Origin of the sequence: Citricoccus sp. CH26A (genome assembly GCF_000224415.1) — a bacterium.
In the GTDB taxonomy this organism is placed as follows: Bacteria; Actinomycetota; Actinomycetes; order Actinomycetales; family Micrococcaceae; genus Citricoccus.
Map to the genome: position 1 here is coordinate 63,890 of NZ_AFXQ01000010.1, position 19,419 is coordinate 83,308.

Sequence of the window (19,419 nt, forward strand, 5' to 3'; positions counted from 1 at the left end):
TGCGACCGGCACGCCGGCTCAGGTGCCGGAGACGTCCCGCCCGAGGCCGGTGGGGGAGGCCGTGGCCACGTGGTTGACGACCTCGTTGACCACGCGGTGCAGGTTGTCCAGGCCGTATCCCACGAGGTACCAGTCCGCGGGATCGAGGTAGATGACCTTGCCGTTCCGGGCCGCCTTCGTGCCGCTGACCAGGTCGTCGTCCAGCACGTCCTCGGCGGTGGCTCCCTGCCGGCCAAGGGCGGCGTCCTCGTCGATGACGAACAGGTTGTCCGGGTCGGCGTCGGCGATGAACTCGGGGGAGGCCGGTGCGCCGTCCGTGCCCTCGGCCATCACCGGGGTCGCGCTGGGCACGCCGAGCACGTCGTGGATCAGGCCGAAGCGTGACTCCGGGCCGAAGGCCGTGATCTCGCCGGATCCCGTCATCACCACCAGCCCGTTGGTGTTCCCGGCGTCCTTCAGCGTCGCGCGGGCATCCTCGATCTTCGTCTCGATCCCGCTGAGCGCGGCCTGCACCTGCATCTCCCGGCCGAAGACCTCGCCCAGGGCGGTGGCGTTCTGGGTGAAGGACTCCATCGGGGCCGAGGGATCCACGGACAGGTCGATGGTCGGGGCGATCCCGGACAGCTCGGGGTACGCTTCCGCGGTCGCCGCGGAGATGATGATCAGATCCGGCTCCTCCTTGGCGATGACGTCCAGGTCCGGCTCCGTGAGGGAGCCGACGCGAACCTCCGCGCCGTCCGCCACGGGCTGCAGTTCCTCGGGGTAGGGCGCGTCCGGCACGCCGTCGGGCTGGATGCCCAGCGCGTTCAGGGAGTCCAGGACCCCGAGGTCGAAGACGAAGACCTTCTCGGGACCGGCAGGGACCTCGGTGGTGCCCTGGGCGTGCTCCACGGTGACGGTGTCGCCTGCACTGGAACCGGTGGGGGAGGGCGCGGGGGTGCCAGAGGCCGTGCCGGACGGCGAGCCGGACGTCGGTGGCTCGGCGGGCCCGCCGGTGCAGGCGGTCGCGAGGACCAGGACCGCGGTCGAGGCGGCGAGCATGACCGAGGCGCGACGCAGCGCCCGGGACCCCGGACGGGGGCGTGCGGATCGGAGGGTGGTGGCGAGGGGCCCGTCCTGCGGGCCGTGCAGGGACACGATGGTCCTCCCGTGATCAGCGGAGCGGCGGAACCCGCGGCCGTCCGCGGCCCGGCAGGCCGGGGCGATCGCGTCCCCTCCATTGTGTCAGCCCGTGGCCGGGTGCGGCCAGAGTCCTGGACGCGGGGATGCGGACCGGTGTCCCGGACGGTTCCCGGGGACACGGCTGGCACTCGCCTTGACCGAGTGCTAAGCCTCGTCCTAGAGTCATTTCTGGCACTCCGGGGCACCGGGTGCCAAGCCTGAAGGACCTGCCATCCGGCACCCGCGACGACGGTTGGCCAGCCTACGGCGCACAGCAGAATCCACTGACGCCGGTCGGACCCCCGTGGTCTGGCCTACCACAGAGAAGGAGAGTACAGACGTGTCTGTCTCCATCAAGCCCCTTGAGGATCGCATTGTTGTCCGTCCGCTGGAAGCCGAGCAGACCACCGCTTCCGGCCTGGTGATCCCGGACACCGCCAAGGAGAAGCCGCAGGAGGGCCAGGTCGTGGCCGTCGGCGCCGGCCGTGTCGATGACAACGGCAACCGCATCCCGGTCGACGTCGCCGAGGGCGATGTCGTGCTCTTCTCCAAGTACGGCGGCACCGAGGTCAAGGTCGGCGGCGAGGACTACCTCGTGCTGTCCGCCCGCGACGTGCTGGCCATCGTCACCAAGTGATCTTCCACCGGACCCGGTCCGTGCGTCCGCACGGCACCGCGTCCGGTTGACGCACCAGGCCCGGCCAGGCACCTCAGCCGGCCGGGCCTGATCGCGTCAGCGCCGACGTCGTGACCTCCGGACCCGCTGGGCACCGGACGGGGCACGACGCCGGCCCCCCACCTTCACCTCGACGCGGCGACCGGATGCCCGGCCGGGCCCGGAGCCGCCGTCCACACCCGAAAGGAGCTTCGTTCATGGCGAAGCAGCTTGCCTTCAACGATGAGGCCCGCCGCGCACTGCAGGCCGGCATCGACAAGTTGGCCGACACGGTCAAGGTCACCCTCGGCCCCAAGGGGCGCAACGTCGTCCTCGACAAGGCCTGGGGCGCACCCACCATCACCAACGACGGCGTGACCATCGCCCGTGACATCGAGCTGGACGACCCGTACGAGAACATGGGCGCCCAGCTGGCCAAGGAAGTGGCCACCAAGACCCAGGACGTCGCCGGCGACGGCACCACCACCGCCACCGTGCTGGCCCAGGCCCTCGTCAACGAGGGCATGCGCCAGGTGGCCGCCGGTGCCGCCCCGAACGAGGTCAAGCGGGGCATCGAGGTGGCCGTGGCCGCCATCGACAAGCGCCTGTCCGAGAACGCCGTGGAGGTCTCCGGCAACCACGTCGCCAACGTGGCCGCCATCTCCGCCCAGGACGACACCGTCGGCGAGCTGCTGGCCCGTGCGTTCGACACCGTCGGCACCGACGGCGTCATCACCATCGAGGAGTCCTCCACGACCTCCACCGAACTGGTGGTCACCGAGGGCATGCAGTTCGACAAGGGCTACCTGTCCCCGTACATGGTGACCGACGCCGAGCGCCAGGAAGCCGTCCTGGAGAACCCCTATATCCTGCTGAACTCCGGCAAGATCTCCTCCGTGCAGGAGTTCCTGCCGCTGCTGGAGAAGGTCCTGCAGGCGTCCAAGCCGCTGTTCATCATCGCCGAGGACGTCGAGGGTGAGGCCCTGTCCACCCTCGTGGTCAACAAGATCCGCGGCACCCTGAACGTCGTGGCCGTCAAGGCCCCGGGCTTCGGCGACCGCCGCAAGGCCATGATGCAGGACATCGCCACCCTCACCGGCGCCCAGGTGGTCTCCCCGGACCTCGGCATGAAGCTGGACCAGGTCGGCCTCGAGGTGCTCGGCACCGCCCGCCGCGTGACCGTCACCAAGGACAACACCACGATCGTGGACGGCGCCGGCTCGGCCGACGACGTGAACGCCCGCGTGGCCCAGATCAAGGCCGAGGTCGAGGCCACGGACTCCGACTGGGACCGTGAGAAGCTGCAGGAGCGCCTGGCCAAGCTGGCCGGCGGCGTGGGCGTCATCCAGGTCGGCGCCGCCACCGAGGTGGAGCTGAAGGAGGCCAAGGGTCGCATCGAGGACGCCGTGTCCTCCACCCGCGCCGCTCTCGAGGAGGGCATCGTGGCCGGCGGCGGTACCGCGCTCATCAACGCGCTGTCCGTGCTGGACCAGGACGAGGCCGTCCAGGCCCTGTCCGGTGACGCCGCCGCGGGCGTGAACATCGTCCGCAAGGCCCTGGTGCAGCCGCTGCGCTGGATCGCCCAGAACGCCGGCGAGGACGGCTACGTCGTCACCGCCAAGGTGGCCGAGCTCGAGCCGAACCACGGCTTCAACGCCAAGACCGGCGAGTACGGCGACCTGCTGGCCGCCGGCGTGATCGACCCGGTCAAGGTCACCCGCTCCGCCCTGGCCAACGCTGCCTCCATCGCGGCGCTGGTGCTGACCACCGAGACCCTGGTGGCGGACAAGAAGGACGAGGACGAGGACTGATCTCCTGACCTCGGCAGTGGCTCGGTCCGCCGGCGCCGCTGACGCCTCCGGGCGTTGACACCGACGACGTGGCATTCCCCGCAGATGCGGGGGATGCCACGTCGTGTTTAAGGGGTGGTGTGGTCGGCCCGGAAAGCCCCGAAAACATGACGGGATGGACATGTCCCCCGTGGATCCACGGGGGACATGTCCATCCTGGGACGATGTGCTGCTCGCGGGCGCTGGCTCAGCGGACCTGACTCAGCTGGATCCGGTGGTGCGGGACCGGGGCTCAGTGGCCACGGCCCCGCCCCATCCGATTCAGCGGGTGCGCGTGGGCTCGAGCACGGAATCGTCGGCCGGACCACCCTTCCCGGAGGTCCCGGACGCCGCGGCATCCGCCGCCTCCAGGGCCTCCTCGTCATCGGCGAGCAGGTTGGCGCCGGACCGGGAGGCGTTGTAGCGCTCCTCGTCCAGGATGCCCTCCTGCTTGGAGACCAACGCGGGGACCAGTGCCTGGCCCACCACGTTCACGCCGGTGCGTCCCATGTCCACGATCGGGTCGACGGCGAGCAGCAGCCCCACGCCGGCCAGCGGCAGGCCCAGCGTGGACAGGGTCAGTGTCAGCATGACCACGCCACCGGTGGTGCCGGCGGTGGCGGCGGAGCCCAGCACGGAGACCAGGATGATCAGCAGGTAGTCCGTCCACCCCAGGTCGAGGCCGAAGAACTGGGCCACGAACAGGGCGGCGATGGCCGGGTAGATGGCGGCGCAGCCGTCCATCTTGGTGGTGGCGCCCAGGGGCACGGCGAACGAGGCGTAACCGCGCGGGACGCCGAAGTTGCGCTCGGCCACGCGCTGGGTCACGGGCAGGGTGCCGATCGAGGACCGGGAGACGAAGCCCATCTGGAAGGCCGGCCACATCCCGGTGAAGTACTGCCGGACGGACAGGCCGTGGGCCTTGGCCAGGACCGGGTAGACCACGAGCAGCACCAGGGCCAGGCCGATGTAGATGGCCACCACGAACTTGGCCAGGGTGCCCATGGTGTCCCAGCCGTAGCTGGCCACGGCGTTGCCGATGAGGCCGACGGTGCCGATCGGGGCGATGCGGATGATCCACCACAGCACCTTCTGGATGACCTCGAGCATGGAGGCGGAGAAGTCCAGGAACGGCTGGGCCTTGGCGCCGAGCTTCAGCGCGGCGATGCCCACGGCGATGGAGATGACCAGCACCTGCAGCACGTTGAAGCTGACGGAGGTGGACAGGGTGCCGTCCTCGGCGGCCGTGGTGGTGGCGGAGAGCCCGAGGAAGTTCGAGGGGACCAGGCCCTGCAGGAAGGCCCACCAGCTGCCGGTCTTGCCCTCGTAGCCCTCGGGGGCCTGCTGGCCGGTGCCCACGCCCGGCTGCAGCACGGCGCCGATGACGAGGCCCACGACCACGGCGATGAGCGAGGTGATGGCGAACCACAGCAGTGTCTTGGCGGCGAGCCGGGCGGCGTTGGTCACCTTGGCCAGGTTGGCGATCGAGGCGACGACGGCGAAGAACACCAGCGGGATGACGGTGGTCTTCAGCAGGGAGACGTAGCTGGAGCCGATCACCTGCAGGGTGGCGCCGAGGCCGGTGGGCGTCTCCTCGGTGTGGCCCATCGAGCGGGCGAGCAGGCCCAGGGCGAGGCCGAGGACCAGGGCTGCGAGGATCTGGACGCCGAAGCTGGTCGTCCAGGCGGGCAGTCGCCGGGGGGTGGGAGTGGGTGCGGTGCTGGTGGAAGTCGTCACCGGAAAAGGGTAGGACCGCTATACCACGGGTGAATAATGCTGTTGCGCCGTGTGACGACTGCGTGACGGGCGTCGCAGGGGCGGCCGGATCGCGTGTGAGCGAACTCAAGGCGTCAACTATTGCCGCGGGCCTAGACTAGGGGGCAACCCGCTGACCGAAAGGCCCCCCGCCCGTGAGTGCACAGATTTCCGGCCCCTCCGACGACCCGGTGGCCACCGCCGCCGATCCCTTCGGCTTCGTCGGACTGACGTATGACGACGTCCTCCTGCTCCCGAACGCCACCGACGTGATCCCCGCCGACGCGGACACCTCCACGCGGCTGACCAAGCGCATCACCCTGAACATCCCGGTGGTCTCGGCGGCCATGGACACCGTCACCGAGGCGCCGCTGGCCATCTCCTTGGCGCGCCAGGGCGGACTGGGCATCATCCACCGCAACCTGTCCGTCGAGGACCAGGCCGCCCACGTGGACCGGGTCAAGCGCTCGGAGTCCGGCATGATCACGGACCCGGTGACCGTGGGCCCGGACGCCACCCTCGCCGACTGGGACGACCTGTGCGCCCAGTACCGGGTGTCCGGCCTGCCAGTGGTGGACGCCTCGGACACCCTGCTGGGCATCATCACCAACCGGGACACCCGCTTCATCCCGCGTGCCGAGTTCGCGCACCGCACGGTGGAGTCGGCGATGACCCGCATGCCGCTGATCACCGCGAAGGTCGGCATCTCCCGTGAGGAGACCGTCCGGCTGCTCTCCGAGCACCGGATCGAGAAGCTGCCGCTGGTGGACGACCACAACAGGCTCAAGGGCCTGATCACCGTCAAGGACTTCGACAAGGCCGAGCAGTACCCGGACGCGGCCAAGGACGAGGAGGGCCGGCTGCGCGTGGGCGGCGCCGTGGGCTTCTTCGGCGACGGCTACGAGCGCTCCATGGCGCTCGTCGAGGCCGGTGCGGACGTGCTCGTGGTGGACACCGCCAACGGCCACACCCAGGGCGTGCTGGACATGATCGCGCGCCTGAAGAAGGACCCGGCCTCGCAGCACGTGGACATCATCGGCGGCCAGGCCGCCACCTACGCCGGCGCCAAGGCGATCGTCGACGCCGGTGCGGACGCCGTGAAGGTGGGCGTGGGCCCGGGCTCGATCTGCACCACCCGCGTGGTGGCCGGCGTCGGGGTCCCGCAGATCACGGCCATCTACGAGGCAGCCAAGGCCACCATCCCGGCCGGGGTCCCGCTGATCGCCGACGGCGGCCTGCAGCACTCCGGTGACATCGGCAAGGCGCTGGTCGCCGGCGCCGACTCCGTGATGCTCGGCTCGCTGCTGGCCGGCACCGCCGAGTCGCCCGGAGACCTGGTGTTCTACAACGGCAAGCAGTTCAAGGCCTACCGTGGCATGGGCTCCCTGGGGGCCATGCAGACCCGGTCGGGCAAGCGCTCCTACTCCAAGGACCGCTACTTCCAGGCGGACGTGCCGGACGAGGACAAGCTGATCCCCGAGGGCATCGAGGGCCAGGTGCCCTACCGCGGCCCGCTGTCCGCCGTGGTGCACCAGCTCGTCGGTGGCCTGCGCCAGACCATGTTCTACACCGGCGCCCGGTCCATCGGAGAGCTCAAGCGGAACGGCCGCTTCGTCCGGATCACCCCGGCCGGACTGAAGGAGTCCCACCCCCACGACATCATGATGACGGTGGAGGCCCCGAACTACCGGAGCCGCTGACCGGCCCGTCCCGGGCGCGCCGGCCGACACGCCCCCGGAACCGCCACCCGGTTCCGGGGGCGTGCTGTCTCCGGCGTGCGTCCGCGGCGGGTCCGGGGTCTGCACTAGGCTGGAAAGCGTGACTCAGCAGATCGAGATCGGCCGCGGCAAGCGGGGACGTCAGGCATTCGCACTGGATGACATCGCGGTGGTGCCCACGCGGCGCACCAGGGACCCCGAGGACGTCTCCATCGGGTGGCAGATCGACGCGTTCACCTTCGAGATGCCGGTCATCGGCGCCCCCATGGACTCCGTGATGAGCCCGGACACCGCGATCGCCCTGGGCAAGCTCGGCGGCATGGGCGTGCTGAACCTCGAGGGACTGTGGACCCGGTACGAGGACCCCACCGCGGTGATCGAGGAGATCTCCGCGTTCGAGCCGACCAACTACTCGCCCTCCAACACCCGGCGCCTGCAGGAGATCTACTCCCAGCCCATCCAGCCCGAGCTCATCACCGAGCGGCTGGCCCAGATCCGTGAGGCCGGCGTGGTGGTGGCCGGGTCCCTGACCCCCCAGCACACCCAGGAGTACTACGAGACCGTGCTGGCCGCCGGCGTGGACATGTTCGTCATCCGCGGCACCACGGTGTCCGCCGAGCACGTGTCCCAGAACCGCGAGCCGCTGGACCTGAAGAAGTTCATCTACGAGCTCGACGTCCCCGTGATCGTGGGCGGCGCGGCCGGGTACACCCCCGCCCTGCACCTGATGCGCACCGGTGCCGCCGGCGTGCTCGTCGGCTTCGGCGGCGGGGCCTCCTCCACCACCCGGCGGGCCATGGGCATCCGGGTGCCGATGGCCACCGCGATCTCGGACATCGCCGAGGCGCGGCGGGACTACATGGACGAGTCCGGCGGCCGCTACGTGCACGTGATCGCCGACGGCGGCGTGGGCACCTCCGGGGACATCGTCAAGGCCCTGGCCATGGGTGCCGACGCCGTGATGCTCGGCGCAGCCCTGGCCCGCGCCACCGAGGCCCCCGGCCGCGGCTGGCACTGGGGCGGGGAGGCCGCCCATGCGGACATGCCCCGCGGGGACCGCACCGAGGTCGGCACCGTCGGCACCCTGCAGGAGGTGCTCTGGGGCCCGAGCCACCACACCAACGGCACCTCCAACCTGATGGGTGCCCTGAAGCGCGCCATGGCCACCTCCGGCTACTCGGACGTCAAGGAGTTCCAGAAGGTCGAGGTCCTCGTGGCCCCGACCCGCGAGATCTGAGCCACCATGCCGAGGACGATGGAGCCGGCAGGGGCCCTGGGGCCGAAGTCCCGGTCGCGGGCGCTCTCCGTCCTGGCGGCCACCACTCCCGAGCACCCGCTGGACGTGCTCGTCATCGGCGGGGGAGTGGTCGGCGCCGGCACCGCGGTGGACGCGGCCACCCGCGGCCTGTCCACCGGACTGGTCGAGGCCACCGACTACGCCTGGGGCACCTCCTCACGCTCCTCGAAGCTGGTGCACGGCGGGCTGCGCTACCTCGAGATGCTGGACTTCCCCCTCGTCCACGAGGCCCTGCGCGAGCGGGGCCGGCTGGTCGAGGACATCGCCCCGCACCTGGTCCGGCCCGTGCCCTTCCTCTACCCGCTGGCCAAGGCCTGGGAACGGCCCTACGTGGGGGCCGGCCTCGCGCTCTACGACTGCATGGCCGCCGGGCGGACCGGGCACCTGCCGGTCCACCGGCACCTGGGCCGCGCGGCCGTGTCCCGGATCGCGCCCGGGCTGCGGCCCGAGAGCCACGCGGGGGCGATCCGCTACTACGACGCCCAGGTGGACGACGCCAGGCTGGTGATCGAGCTGGTGCGCACCGCCGCCACGCACGGCGCCCACTGCGCCTCCCGCGTCCAGGTGACGGCCTACCTCGGCACCAGCGCCGGAACCGGCACCGGGCCCTCGGCCGGTGGCCTCCCCGGCATCCGCGGTGTCACCGGGGTCGAGGTCCTGGACCGGGAGACGGGCGAGCGCCACACCGTCCACGCCCGCCGCGTCATCACCGCCACCGGCGTCTGGACCGGGCAGATCCCCGTGCGCGGTCCGGACGGCACCGAGCACCGCCTCACCGAGGGCATGCCGCGGGTCACCGCCGCCAAGGGCATCCACCTGGTGGTGCCCAGGGACCGGTTCACCTCCACCTCCGGGCTGATCCTGCGCACGGAGAGATCGGTGCTGTTCGTCATCCCCTGGGACCGGCACTGGATCATCGGCACCACGGACACGCCCTGGGACCTGGGCCCGGACCAGCCGGCGGCCACGAGCCAGGACATCGACTACCTGCTGGACACGGCCAACGCGGTGCTGGCCGAGCCGCTGAGCCGGGCCGACGTCGTCGGGGTCTTCGCCGGACTACGGCCCCTGGTGACGCCGGCCGGGGAGGCCGAACCGATCGGGGAGCCCCCGGCCGAGGAGCCCGGGACGGCGACCACGAAGATCTCCCGCGAACACGTGGTGGCCACCCCGCTGCCCGGGCTGACCGTGGTGGCCGGCGGCAAGCTCACCACCTACCGCACTATGGCCGCCGACGCCGTGGACACCGCCGTCGCCACCCCCGGGGCACCGGGCACCGGGCCGCTGACCGGACAGGACGTCACCGGCTCGGGGCAGGGCGTCCCCGAGTCCTGCACCGCCGGCCTGCCGCTGCTGGGGGCCCAGGGCTGGGTGCCCACGTGGAACCGGCGGACGCTGCTGGCCACGGACTCCGGGCTGCAGCCCGCCATGGTGGAGTCGTTGCTGCACCGCTACGGTTCGGGGGCGCCGGAGGTGATCGCGCTGGCCGTGGCGGACCCGGAACTGGCCGCCGAGCTGCCGGGACTGCCCGGCCACCTCGTCGCCGAGGTGGTGCACGCGGTCACGCACGAGGGCGCGCGCTCGGTCCAGGACGTGCTGGCCCGGCGGATCCGGGCGGTGTTCGAGGTGGACGACGGCGGTGCCGCCGCCGCCGGCCCGGTCGCCACGCTGGCGGCCCCGCTGCTCGGCTGGGACGCGGAGCGGGCCACCGCCGAGGCCGACCGCTACCGGCACTGGGTCCGGGCCCAGCTGGCCACGCAGGACGCGGCCACGGACGAGGCGGCCCACGCGCTGCTGGTCGAGGCGGCCCGCGGCTCGGTGCGCGACCCGGGCCGGGGCGGGCTGCCGAGCACCTCGAGTTCTACGGAGGGTAGAGAAACCGCGTAGTCTTGACGGGTGCTGAAGACCGCCCTGAGACCCATCTGGATCGCCGGACTGATCCTGGCCCTCGTGGTGTCCGGAGTCTTCGTGCTCCTCGGCAAGTGGCAGATGGACAACGCCGCCTCCGCGCCGCCGCCGCTGACGCAGACCGAGACGCCCGTGCCCCTGACCGCACACTTCCAGCCCGGTGCCGCCATGTTCGGCACCGAGGCCGACCAGGTGGTGGCCATGACCGGCCGGTTCATCCCCGGCACGGACGTGTTCGTGCACCCGCGGCTGCTGGGCGAGCGTGAGGGCTACTGGGCCGTGACCGCCTTCGCCGTGGACGGCGCCCCGGCCGACGAGGTCATCCCCGTGGTGCGCGGCTGGACCGAGGACCCCGCCCGGACGGACCCCGCTCCCGAGGGGCAGCTGTCCGTCAAGGGACGCCTGCTGCCCGCCGAGGGGCCGCAGCCGCAGGGGATGGAACGGACCGAGCACGGCTACGTGCTGGCCAACCTGTCCTCGGCCGAGCTGATCAACCTGTGGGACATGCCTTCCTACGCCGGGTTCGTGGTGGCCTCCGACGTGCTCGCCGGCGGCACCGGTGACGATCCCGCGGATCCTGCTGCCGACCCTGCTGCCGGTGCGGACGCCGACGGCCGGGAGGTCGGCGCGAGGGCGGCCGGCGGCGAGCTGGAACCCGTGACCGTGGGGCCGCAGCCGCAGGAGACCACCTACAACTGGATGAACATCTTCTATGCCATCGAGTGGGTGGTGTTCGCCGGTTTCGCGCTGTACCTATGGTGGCGCTTCCTCCGCGACGACGTGAACCGCGAACGCGAGGAGGAGGCACTCGACCGCCGGTGGGCCGAGGAATGGCGCGCCCGCGAGCTCGAGCGCCGCCGTGCCGAGGCCCGCGAGGCCAAGCGCCGGGCCACCCAGGAGTACGAGCGCTTCCACGGGGTCTCAGCCTCCCCGACGCAATCCCCGCCATCCCCGCAATCCCAGGAGAAGCCGTGACCAGACCGGACCAGAAGCCCCCGGTGGACCCGAACACCCTGCCCGACCCCGAGGACATCACCGAGGCGGACCTGCCGGCGCCGCCGCCGCGGCCGGGCCGGGAGGCCCCCCGCCGCTTCGCCGGCACGCACCAGCAGATCCGTTCCTCCCTGACCATGTACAAGGTCTGCGCGTGGATCACGGGCATCATGCTGCTGCTGCTCGTGGTCGAGATGATCTTCAAGTACGGCTTCGGCACGGAGCTCTACGCCGGCGGCACCACGATCGACGGCAGCCCCAACTCGCTCTCGTTCCAGCCCGAGGACTCCGTCACCGGCGGGTTCAACATCTCGATCGCCGTGCTGATCGCCCACGGCTGGCTGTACGTGGTCTACCTCGTGGCCGCGTTCCGGCTGTGGTCGCTCATGCGCTGGCACGGGATGCGGCTGCTGCTGATCGCCGGTGGCGGCGTGGTGCCGTTCCTGTCCTTCATCGTGGAGCGGCGCGTGCACCGGGAGACCCTCGAGGAGCTCGCCGCGCATCCCGAGGCCGTCCGACGGTACTGACCTGACACCGCTGCGCCCCGGGCCCACATCGGGCCCGAGCCAGCACATGCACGACGCCCGGCGGGGAGCTCCCCGCCGGGCGTCGTGCTTGCAGGGCGCCGGCCCGGGGGCCCGGGCCGGTCAGACGGGACTATCCGAGGGCCCTCGCGGGGGCGGGGACGGGGGCGGGGACCGGGGCGGTGGCCGCGCCGGACCCGGGGATCTCCGTACCGCGCAGGGAGACCCCGGCCGTCTCACGCATGAACCGCACGGCGATGAGCCCTATGACGCAGGCGCCCATCATGTAGTACGCCGGGACCAGCGGGTTGCCGGTGGTGGCGATGAGGGCCTCATTCGCGATCGGGGCGGTGCCCCCGAAGACGGCGGTGGCGACGTTGTAGGTGATGGCGAAACCGGCGAAGCGCACCTGGGTGGGGAACATGGCCGGGAACGTGGCCGAGATGGTGGCCAGCTGGGGGATGAAGAGCAGGCCCAGCACGGCGAAGCCCAACAGCGCCCACCAGAAGCCGTTGGCCATAAGCGTGTACATCGGAATGGCCAGGACGAACAGGCCGATCAGCGAGCCGTACCACATCGGCTTCCGGCCGACGCGGTCGGAGAGGGCCCCGGCGAAGGGGACGACCAGCATCATGGCGAACTGCGCCACGAACATGATGGTCAGCACCGTCTGGGCGTCCATGCCGGTCTGGCCCTCCAGATAGGTCGGCATGTAGCTCAGCAGCGTGTAGTGCACCACGTTGAGGGCCACGACCAGACCGGCCATCGTGAGCATGGGGCGCCAGTACCGGCTGACCAGGTCCTTGAGGGCCGTCCCGGCGGAGGACTCGGCCTGGCCCGCCTCCTCGAGCTCCAGGAAGACCGGCGAGTCCGCCAGCTTGGAGCGCAGGTACAGGCCGATCAGGCCCATCGGCCCGGCGAGCAGGAACGGGATCCGCCAGCCCCAGTCCGCCATGGCCTCCTCGCCGATGGCCATGCCGGACAGCAGGACCACCAGCGAACCCAGCGCGAAGCCCCCGAGGGTGCCGAACTCCAGGAAGCTGCCGAAGAAGCCCCGCTTCCGGTCCGGGGAGTACTCGGCCATGAACGTCGCCGCCCCGCCGTACTCGCCGCCGGTGGAGAAGCCCTGGATCATGCGCAGCACGACCAGCAGGACCGGCGCGGCCAGGCCGATGGTCGCGTAGGTGGGCAGCAGGCCGATGCAGAAGGTCGCCCCGGCCATCAGGATGATCGTCAGCGCCAGGATCCTCTTCCGGCCGAGCCGGTCACCGAGCGGCCCCCAGAACAGCCCGCCCAGCGGCCGGACGAGGAAGGACAGGGCGAACGTGCTCAGGGCGAGCAGCGTGCCGGCCTCCCCGGGGAAGAAGTTCTGCGTCAGGTAGACGACCGAGACGGCATACACACCGTAGTCGAACCATTCGGTGGCGTTGCCGAGCGCCGAGGCCGCGACGGCGCGGTGGACCGTCCTGGCGTCCGGAGCCGCGGGTTCGGCCTCGCGCGGTGACGGGTCCGCACCGCCCTCCGGGCGGCCGGGGGCGTGCTGTGTCTGGTCGAGGTGTGTCATGACAGCCTTCAGGGGAAGAGGCGGCGCCCTGGAGGGCGCCCCGGTGCGGGTGATGAGGGGGGTATACGGGAGTCGGCGACGGTCCGTGCGAGGCGCTGTCAGGGGGAGAGCATGCGCAGGGCGGTCAGCGCGTAGGCACGCGCCGCGCGCTCCAGTTCGTCGACGGCCACGGACTCGTCGACCTGGTGTGCCTGGTCGTTTAGCCCGCCGGGACCCATGACCACGGTGGGAACGCCGAGGTCCTGGGCCACGAAGCCGCCGTCGCAGGCCGCGGACCACCCGCCGATGGAGTCGGGGCCGCCCACGGTCCGGACCGCGCCGTGCACCGCCTCCACGAGCGGGTGCTCCCGGGGAGTGCGGAACCCCGGCATGGACATCGTGACGGTGCCGTTCAGGGAGATCCCGTCGCCGGTGATGCCGGCCCGGTCGGCGGCGGCGAGCAGCCCGGACAGGATCGCGTCGGGGTCCTCACCGGGCATCAGCCGTCGGTCGAGCCAGAGGTGGCACTGCGCGGCGACCATCGAGGTGGCCCGGCCGCCGTCGATCCGGCCGATGTTCCAGGTGGCCGAGCCCAGCAACGGGTCGGGCGTGCGGGCGTGGGCCTCATGGTCCTCGCGGACCAGGGCGAGCAGGCGGGACGCGGCGTCGATGGCGTTGCGGCCGTCCTCGGGGCGGCCGGAGTGGGCGGGCACGCCGGTGACGGTCACCTCGAGGTAGGCGTCCCCGCGGCACGCGATGACGGTCTGCAGGTCGGTGGGCTCGGCCACGACGCACCCGGCGAAGGTCCGGCCGAGGCCACGCGTGGTGAGGTGGCGGATGCCCAGGCCCAGGTCCTCCTCGTCCACGGTGCAGGCCAGGCGCACCGGGCCCGTCAACGGCACCCCGGCGCGGCGCAGGGCGTCCATGGCCACCACCACGGCCGCCAGGCCGCCCTTCATGTCGGTGGCTCCCCGGCCGAAGACCCGGCCGCCGTCCACGACGGACCGGAAGGGCTCGCGGGACCACCCGGGTCCTGCCGGCACCACGTCGGAATGGCCCAGGAACAACAGTCCGGGTCCCTCGCCCACGGCCCCGCCGGGGGCCAGCTCGACGTCCACATTCGGTCGCTGCGGGGCCGCGTCGTCCGTGCGGACCTCGAGTCCGCGGGCGAGCCCGGCGACCGCCAGCACGCGGGCCGTCTCCTGCTCGGTGCCTCCGGGGTTCTCCCCGCCGGCGTCGATCAGGGCACGCGTCAGGTCCACCAGCCCGTCGAGGTCGAGAAGGTCCAGGACCGCGCGCTCCTGCGGCGTACAGGCCAGTTGGTCCATGGTCACGGGATCACTTCCTGACCAGGTTCCGGGGGAAGGAGGTGAAGGTCTCCACTCCCGTGCCCGTGATGCGGATCGACTCGGACACCTCGTAGCCGTAGCCGGTCATCCACATCCCGCAGATCAGGTGGAACGTCATGTTCTCGGCCAGCACGTTCTCGTCCTCGGAGCGGATGCTCACGGTGCGCTCGCCCCAGTCCGGGGGATAGCCGATACCGATGGAGTACCCCAGCCGGCTCGGCTTCTCCAGCCCGTACTGGGCCAGCGTCAGGTTCCAGGCGCGGGACATCTCCCGCACCGGGACGCCCGCAGCGGTGACGTCGAGCACGGCCTGGAGACCAGCCGCGACCGCCTCCTCCAGCAGGAGCAGTTCGCTCGGGGGCGTACCGAGCATCACCGTGCGCGCCAGGGGCACGTGATAGCGCCGGTGCGCTCCGGCCAGTTCCACCACGACGGCGTCCCCCTCGCCCAGGACGCGGTCCGACCAGGTCAGGTGGGGGGTGTCCGCGGACCGGCCGGTGGGCAGCATGGGGACGATGGCCGGGAAGTCACCCCAGGCCTCACCGTCGCCCTCGGCCTGGGCGGCGGCGATCCGGGACGCCACGAGGTGCTGGGCGGCGCCGGGCTCGATCGCGTCGATGGCCGCCCGCATGGCGGCGGTCGTGACGCGCGCCGCGGTGCGCATGTACTGGATCTCGGTGTCGGACTTGACCGCCCGTACCCAGTTGACCAGTTCGAAGCTGTCCACGAGGGTCCACTCCGGCAGCGCGTTGACCAGGGCGCGGTAGGCCTTCGGTGCGAAGAAGTGGGCATCCATCTCCAGGCCGATGCAGCCGGTCGCGGCCGGCGCGACCAGTCCCCGCCGGCGCAGGGCGACGGACACCCAGTCGAAGGGGTGGACGTGGGGCTGGTGGACGTACTGCTCCGGGTAGCCGATGATCTGGTCCTCCGGCAGCCAGGAGGTGCGGAAGGCGCCCTGGGCGTCCATCTCCCGCAGGAACAGCAGCATCTCGCCCTGCGCGGGGACGAAGAGCATCTGCGGGGTGTAGAAGGACCAGGCGTCGTAACCGCTCAGGTAGAAGATGTTCGCGGGATCGGTCACCACCAGGGCGCTGAGGCCCTGGCGGTCCATCCGCTCGCGCACCGACGCCAACCGCTGGCCGTACTCGGCGGCGGAGAACATCGGCACGCGGACGTCGGGGTCTGCGGGCGGCGCGATCACGGGCGGCACGGCCAGGGACGGCAGCGAGACGGGCGGGGAGACGGGCGGGGCGGTGGCACCGGCGTCCGGGGACAGGACGCGGTGCAGACGAGTGTTGAGCACGACATACTTTCTAGGACCCGGCGGGCCGTTTGTCTGCAGGGACGGCTACTCGACCACCACCCGTCCTCGGCGGGCCGGGGACGCCGCGGCGGCCCCGGAGGGCCCGCGGGCCACCGTCGTGCTCGGTCGTTCGGCCCCGGAGGCCGCCGCGGCACACTCGGTCACCACTCGGATTGGCCCGCCCTCCGGGAGCCGGGCCTCGTCCCGCCAGGCCGCGGGGCCTCCAACGACCGCCGGGCCTCAGGCGGCCGGTGCGGGCTGGCGGCGGATACTCAGGCGACCGGAGCCCTCAGGCGGCCGGTGCCGGCTGGCGGCGGACCAGGGCGGCGACGACGGCCAGGGACGCCAGCACCACGGCACCGAGCAGCGCCGAGAGTCCCGCGTAGTCGATCCAGCCCATCACGAGCCCGGCCAGCACGGAGCCGACCGCGGCCGCCAGGGACATCGCCGCGTCCGAGAAGCCCTGGGCCGGTACCCGCTCCTGCGGGGCCAGGGCCGCCACCAGCAGGGTGGAGCCGGCCACCGTCGTCGCGGACCAGCCGAGCCCCAGGAGCACGAGCCCCGTCACCACGGCCCAGTGCTCACCGGGCAGGAACCCGGTGAAGGCGGTGGCGGCCAGCAGGGTGGTGAGTCCGGCGGACACGATCCGCGCCGGGCCGGACCGGTCCGCCAGCACGCCCATCAGCGGGGACAGGGCGTACATCCCGGCCACGTGCAGGGAGATGGTGAAGCCGATCAGCACCACGGTGTCCGGGTGCTGGCCCAGCTCGCTGCTGGCCACCCCGCCTGGTGCTGCAGGTGCAGGGGCGTCATCGACATCAGCCCCACCATCACCGCATGCGCCGCGATGACCGAGACCAGCGCGGCCAGCGCGGAGGGATGGCGGCGGATGGCGTGCCAGCCGGCGGTCCAGCGGTTTCCCGGAGCCGTGCGCGCCACCGCCGGTACCGGCTCCACGACGGTCTCCACGCCTCCCGTCCCGGTTCCTGGCCCCACCGGGCGTCGGGGCGCGTCCCCGTCCGGACCCGCGGGGACGCCCTCCAGCTCGCGGCGCAGCAGCAGCGGATCCGGGCGCAGCCCCAGCAGGATGATCAGCCAGCCGACCAGCATGCCGGCGCCGGAGATGAGGAACGGCCCGGCATGGGCGGGGATCCCCAGCCACCCGGACAGCACCGCGCCGGGGCCCACCATGTTCGGGCCGAGGACGGCTCCCACGGTCACCGCCCACACCACGAGCGACAGGTCGCGCCCGCGGTGCCGGGGCTCGGCCAGGTCGGTCACGGCGAACCGGGCCTGCAGGTTCACGGCCGCCCCGAAACCCACCAGGAACGCGCCGAGCAGCAGGACCGGGAGTGCCCGGACGAGCACAGCCGTGACCATGAGGGCCTGGCCGACCAGGCCCGCGGCCAGTCCCGCGCCGAGGGCCACCCGTCGGCCGCGGGAGAGCGCGAGCTGGGCCAGCGGGATGGACACCACCGCGGACCCTAGCGTCATCCCCGTGTTGACCAGCCCGGCGGTGGCCTCTGCCCCGGACAGGTCCACGGCGAGGATCGATCCCAGGGACAGCGTGGCCCCGTTGCCCAGGCCGGAGAACACCTGCGCGGTGCCCAGCACGGCCACGGTGTGGCGCTGGGCCTGGCGGGCCCGCGGGTTCAGGGGCACGACGTCGGTCCCGGCGTTCTCGTTCACGGCACCACGATAGATGGGGGTGGTCCCGCGCTGGACTATCCTTGACGGGTGACTTCCACCCAGGCTGACAACCCGCAGATCGCCGCCGACTTCCCGACCGTCCTCGTGGTCGACAACGGTGCCCAGTACGCCCAGCTGATCGCCCGCCGGGTCCGCGAGGCCAACGTGTACTCCGAGGTCGTCCCGCACACCCTGGCCACCGAGGAGATCCTCGCGCGCAAGCCTGCCGCCCTCATCCTCTCCGGCGGGCCCTCGTCCGTGTACGCCGAGGGCGCTCCCCGGCTCGACCCCGAGCTGCTCGAGGCCGGCGTGCCCGTGCTCGGCCTGTGCTACGGCTTCCAGGCGATCGCCCAGGCGCTCGGCGGGAAGGTCGCCCACACCGAGACCCGCGAGTACGGCTCCACCCGGCTCGAGGCCATCAGCCCCACCTCCGAGCTGCTCGAGGGCCAGGACGTGGACCAGGTGGTGTGGATGAGCCACGCCGACGCCGTCTCCGAGGCCCCTCCCGGATTCGCCGTGACCGCGCGCACCCCCGGTGCCCCGGTGGCCGCGTTCGAGAGCCCGGAGAAGAAGATCTACGGGGTGCAGTGGCACCCGGAGGTCGGCCACACCGAGCGCGGCCAGGACGTCCTGGAGAACTTCCTGCGCCGCGGCGCCGGACTGGAGCAGTCCTGGACCACCTCGAACGTGATCGAGGAGCAGGTCGAGCTGATCCGCGAGCAGATCGGTGACTACCGCGCCATCTGCGGCCTGTCCGGCGGCGTCGACTCCGCCGTGGCCGCCGCCCTCGTGCAGCGGGCCGTCGGGGACCAGCTCACCTGCGTCTACGTCAACCACGGCCTGATGCGCCAGGACGAGTCCGAGGAGATCGAGAAGGCCTTCGGCCGGGCCAGCGGCGGTGCCCGGCTGGTCATGGTGGACGCCGAGGACGTGTTCCTCGAGGCCCTGGCCGGCGTCACAGACCCGGAGACCAAGCGCAAGATCATCGGCGAGAAGTTCATCCGCACCTTCGAGCGGGCCCAGGCGGACATCATCGAGGAGTCCCGCCACGATCCGGACGCCAAGGACGTGCGGTTCCTGGTCCAGGGCACCCTGTACCCGGACGTGGTCGAGTCCGGCGGGGGAGAGGGCACCGCCAACATCAAGAGCCACCACAACGTGGGCGGGCTGCCGGAGGACATCGAGTTCGAACTCGTCGAGCCGCTGCGTGCCCTGTTCAAGGACGAGGTGCGCGCGGTCGGCCACGAACTGGGCCTGCCGGACGAGATCGTCTGGCGCCAGCCGTTCCCCGGCCCCGGCCTGGGCATCCGCATCATCGGCGAGGTGACGAAGGAACGCCTGGACCTGCTGCGCAAGGCAGACGCGATCGTGCGCGCCGAGCTGACCGCCGCCGGGCTGGACCGCCACATCTGGCAGTGCCCTGTGGTGCTGCTGGCGGACGTGCGCTCGGTGGGCGTCCAGGGCGACGGTCGCACCTACGGCCACCCCGTGGTGCTGCGGCCCGTCACCTCCGAGGACGCCATGACCGCGGACTGGGCCCAGCTGCCCCACGACCTGCTCTCGCGGATCTCGAACCGGATCACCAACGAGGTGGACGGGGTCAACCGGGTGGTCCTGGACGTGACCAGCAAGCCCCCGGGAACCATCGAGTGGGAGTGAGCCGTCGAGGACGGCGGTGGGGCACACCGCCGTCCT

General features: G+C 71.9%; 15 protein-coding genes. 8 read left to right on the top strand and 7 right to left on the bottom strand.

Going from position 1 to position 19,419, the window contains the following annotated elements; all coding sequences use genetic code 11:
• Positions 1-18: 18 nt before the first annotated feature.
• On the bottom strand, positions 19-1,137 hold the full coding sequence (locus tag CITRI_RS0107995) for a siderophore ABC transporter substrate-binding protein (protein WP_010144200.1): 1,119 nt from the start codon (positions 1,135-1,137) through the stop codon (positions 19-21).
• 364 nt (positions 1,138-1,501) lie between these two features.
• Here CITRI_RS0107995 and groES point away from each other — a divergent pair, with 364 nt between their 5' ends.
• Together groES and groL are read left to right on the top strand one after the other, a co-directional pair.
• A complete protein-coding gene (gene groES, locus CITRI_RS0108000; protein WP_010144201.1) occupies positions 1,502-1,798 on the top strand; it encodes a co-chaperone GroES in 297 nt (98 codons plus the stop codon).
• A 236-nt stretch (positions 1,799-2,034) separates the two neighbouring features.
• A complete protein-coding gene (gene groL / locus CITRI_RS0108005) occupies positions 2,035-3,627 on the top strand; it encodes a chaperonin GroEL (protein WP_010144202.1) in 1,593 nt (530 codons plus the stop codon).
• A gap of 300 nt (positions 3,628-3,927) precedes the next feature.
• On the opposite strand, the gene CITRI_RS0108010 is transcribed toward groL, so the two are convergent.
• Positions 3,928-5,382, bottom strand: coding sequence for a dicarboxylate/amino acid:cation symporter (locus CITRI_RS0108010; protein WP_010144203.1), 1,455 nt, complete (start codon positions 5,380-5,382; stop codon positions 3,928-3,930).
• Between the two features lie 173 nt (positions 5,383-5,555).
• Here CITRI_RS0108010 and guaB point away from each other — a divergent pair, with 173 nt between their 5' ends.
• The 5 genes from guaB to CITRI_RS0108035 all read left to right on the top strand — a co-directional run bounded on the left by guaB (position 5,556) and on the right by CITRI_RS0108035 (position 11,843).
• A complete protein-coding gene (guaB, locus tag CITRI_RS0108015) occupies positions 5,556-7,100 on the top strand; it encodes an IMP dehydrogenase (RefSeq protein WP_010144204.1) in 1,545 nt (514 codons plus the stop codon).
• Between the two features lie 118 nt (positions 7,101-7,218).
• Entirely contained in the window at positions 7,219-8,355 is a 1,137-nt protein-coding gene (locus CITRI_RS0108020) for a GuaB3 family IMP dehydrogenase-related protein (protein WP_010144205.1), read from the top strand.
• An 18-nt stretch (positions 8,356-8,373) separates the two neighbouring features.
• Positions 8,374-10,302 (top strand): glycerol-3-phosphate dehydrogenase/oxidase, encoded by a 1,929-nt coding sequence (locus CITRI_RS16920; protein ID WP_010144206.1) that lies wholly within the window; start codon positions 8,374-8,376, stop codon positions 10,300-10,302.
• Positions 10,303-10,311: 9 nt separating this feature from the next.
• A complete protein-coding gene (locus CITRI_RS0108030) occupies positions 10,312-11,298 on the top strand; it encodes an SURF1 family protein (RefSeq protein ID WP_010144207.1) in 987 nt (328 codons plus the stop codon).
• Positions 11,295-11,843 (top strand): DUF3817 domain-containing protein, encoded by a 549-nt coding sequence (locus CITRI_RS0108035; RefSeq protein WP_010144208.1) that lies wholly within the window; start codon positions 11,295-11,297, stop codon positions 11,841-11,843. Before CITRI_RS0108030 ends, CITRI_RS0108035 begins: the two co-directional genes overlap by 4 nt.
• Before the next feature lie 130 nt (positions 11,844-11,973).
• On the opposite strand, the gene CITRI_RS0108040 is transcribed toward CITRI_RS0108035, so the two are convergent.
• The 5 genes from CITRI_RS0108040 to CITRI_RS20190 form a co-directional block, all read right to left on the bottom strand.
• Positions 11,974-13,404, bottom strand: coding sequence for an MFS transporter (locus tag CITRI_RS0108040; RefSeq protein ID WP_010144209.1), 1,431 nt, complete (start codon positions 13,402-13,404; stop codon positions 11,974-11,976).
• A 98-nt stretch (positions 13,405-13,502) separates the two neighbouring features.
• The gene (locus CITRI_RS0108045; protein ID WP_040386128.1) at positions 13,503-14,711 is read right to left on the bottom strand and encodes a M20 family metallopeptidase; all 1,209 of its coding nucleotides are present in this window, start codon (positions 14,709-14,711) and stop codon (positions 13,503-13,505) included.
• A 10-nt stretch (positions 14,712-14,721) separates the two neighbouring features.
• On the bottom strand, positions 14,722-15,894 hold the full coding sequence (locus tag CITRI_RS0108050) for a M24 family metallopeptidase (protein WP_040386130.1): 1,173 nt from the start codon (positions 15,892-15,894) through the stop codon (positions 14,722-14,724).
• 430 nt (positions 15,895-16,324) lie between these two features.
• On the bottom strand, positions 16,325-16,816 hold the full coding sequence (locus CITRI_RS20185; RefSeq protein ID WP_010144213.1) for an MFS transporter: 492 nt from the start codon (positions 16,814-16,816) through the stop codon (positions 16,325-16,327).
• Positions 16,771-17,724: an MFS transporter gene (locus tag CITRI_RS20190; RefSeq protein WP_010144214.1), complete on the bottom strand. Its 954-nt coding sequence runs from the start codon at positions 17,722-17,724 to the stop codon at positions 16,771-16,773. Before CITRI_RS20190 ends, CITRI_RS20185 begins: the two co-directional genes overlap by 46 nt.
• A gap of 48 nt (positions 17,725-17,772) precedes the next feature.
• On the opposite strand from CITRI_RS20190, the gene guaA reads away from it, so the two are divergent.
• Positions 17,773-19,383 (top strand): glutamine-hydrolyzing GMP synthase, encoded by a 1,611-nt coding sequence (guaA, locus tag CITRI_RS0108065; RefSeq protein WP_010144215.1) that lies wholly within the window; start codon positions 17,773-17,775, stop codon positions 19,381-19,383.
• The last annotated feature ends 36 nt before the right edge of the window (positions 19,384-19,419 follow it).

Bases quoted from the DNA above. Each gene is read 5' to 3' on its own strand.
- groL (WP_010144202.1), top strand. From the start codon at position 2,035: ATGGCGAAGCAGCTTGCCTTCAACGATGAGGCCCGCCGCGCACTGCAG.
- CITRI_RS16920 (WP_010144206.1), top strand. From the start codon at position 8,374: ATGGAGCCGGCAGGGGCCCTGGGGCCGAAGTCCCGGTCGCGGGCGCTC.
- CITRI_RS0108040 (WP_010144209.1), bottom strand. From the start codon at position 13,404: ATGACACACCTCGACCAGACACAGCACGCCCCCGGCCGCCCGGAGGGC.
- CITRI_RS0108045 (WP_040386128.1), bottom strand. From the start codon at position 14,711: ATGGACCAACTGGCCTGTACGCCGCAGGAGCGCGCGGTCCTGGACCTT.
- CITRI_RS0108050 (WP_040386130.1), bottom strand. From the start codon at position 15,894: ATGTTCTCCGCCGCCGAGTACGGCCAGCGGTTGGCGTCGGTGCGCGAG.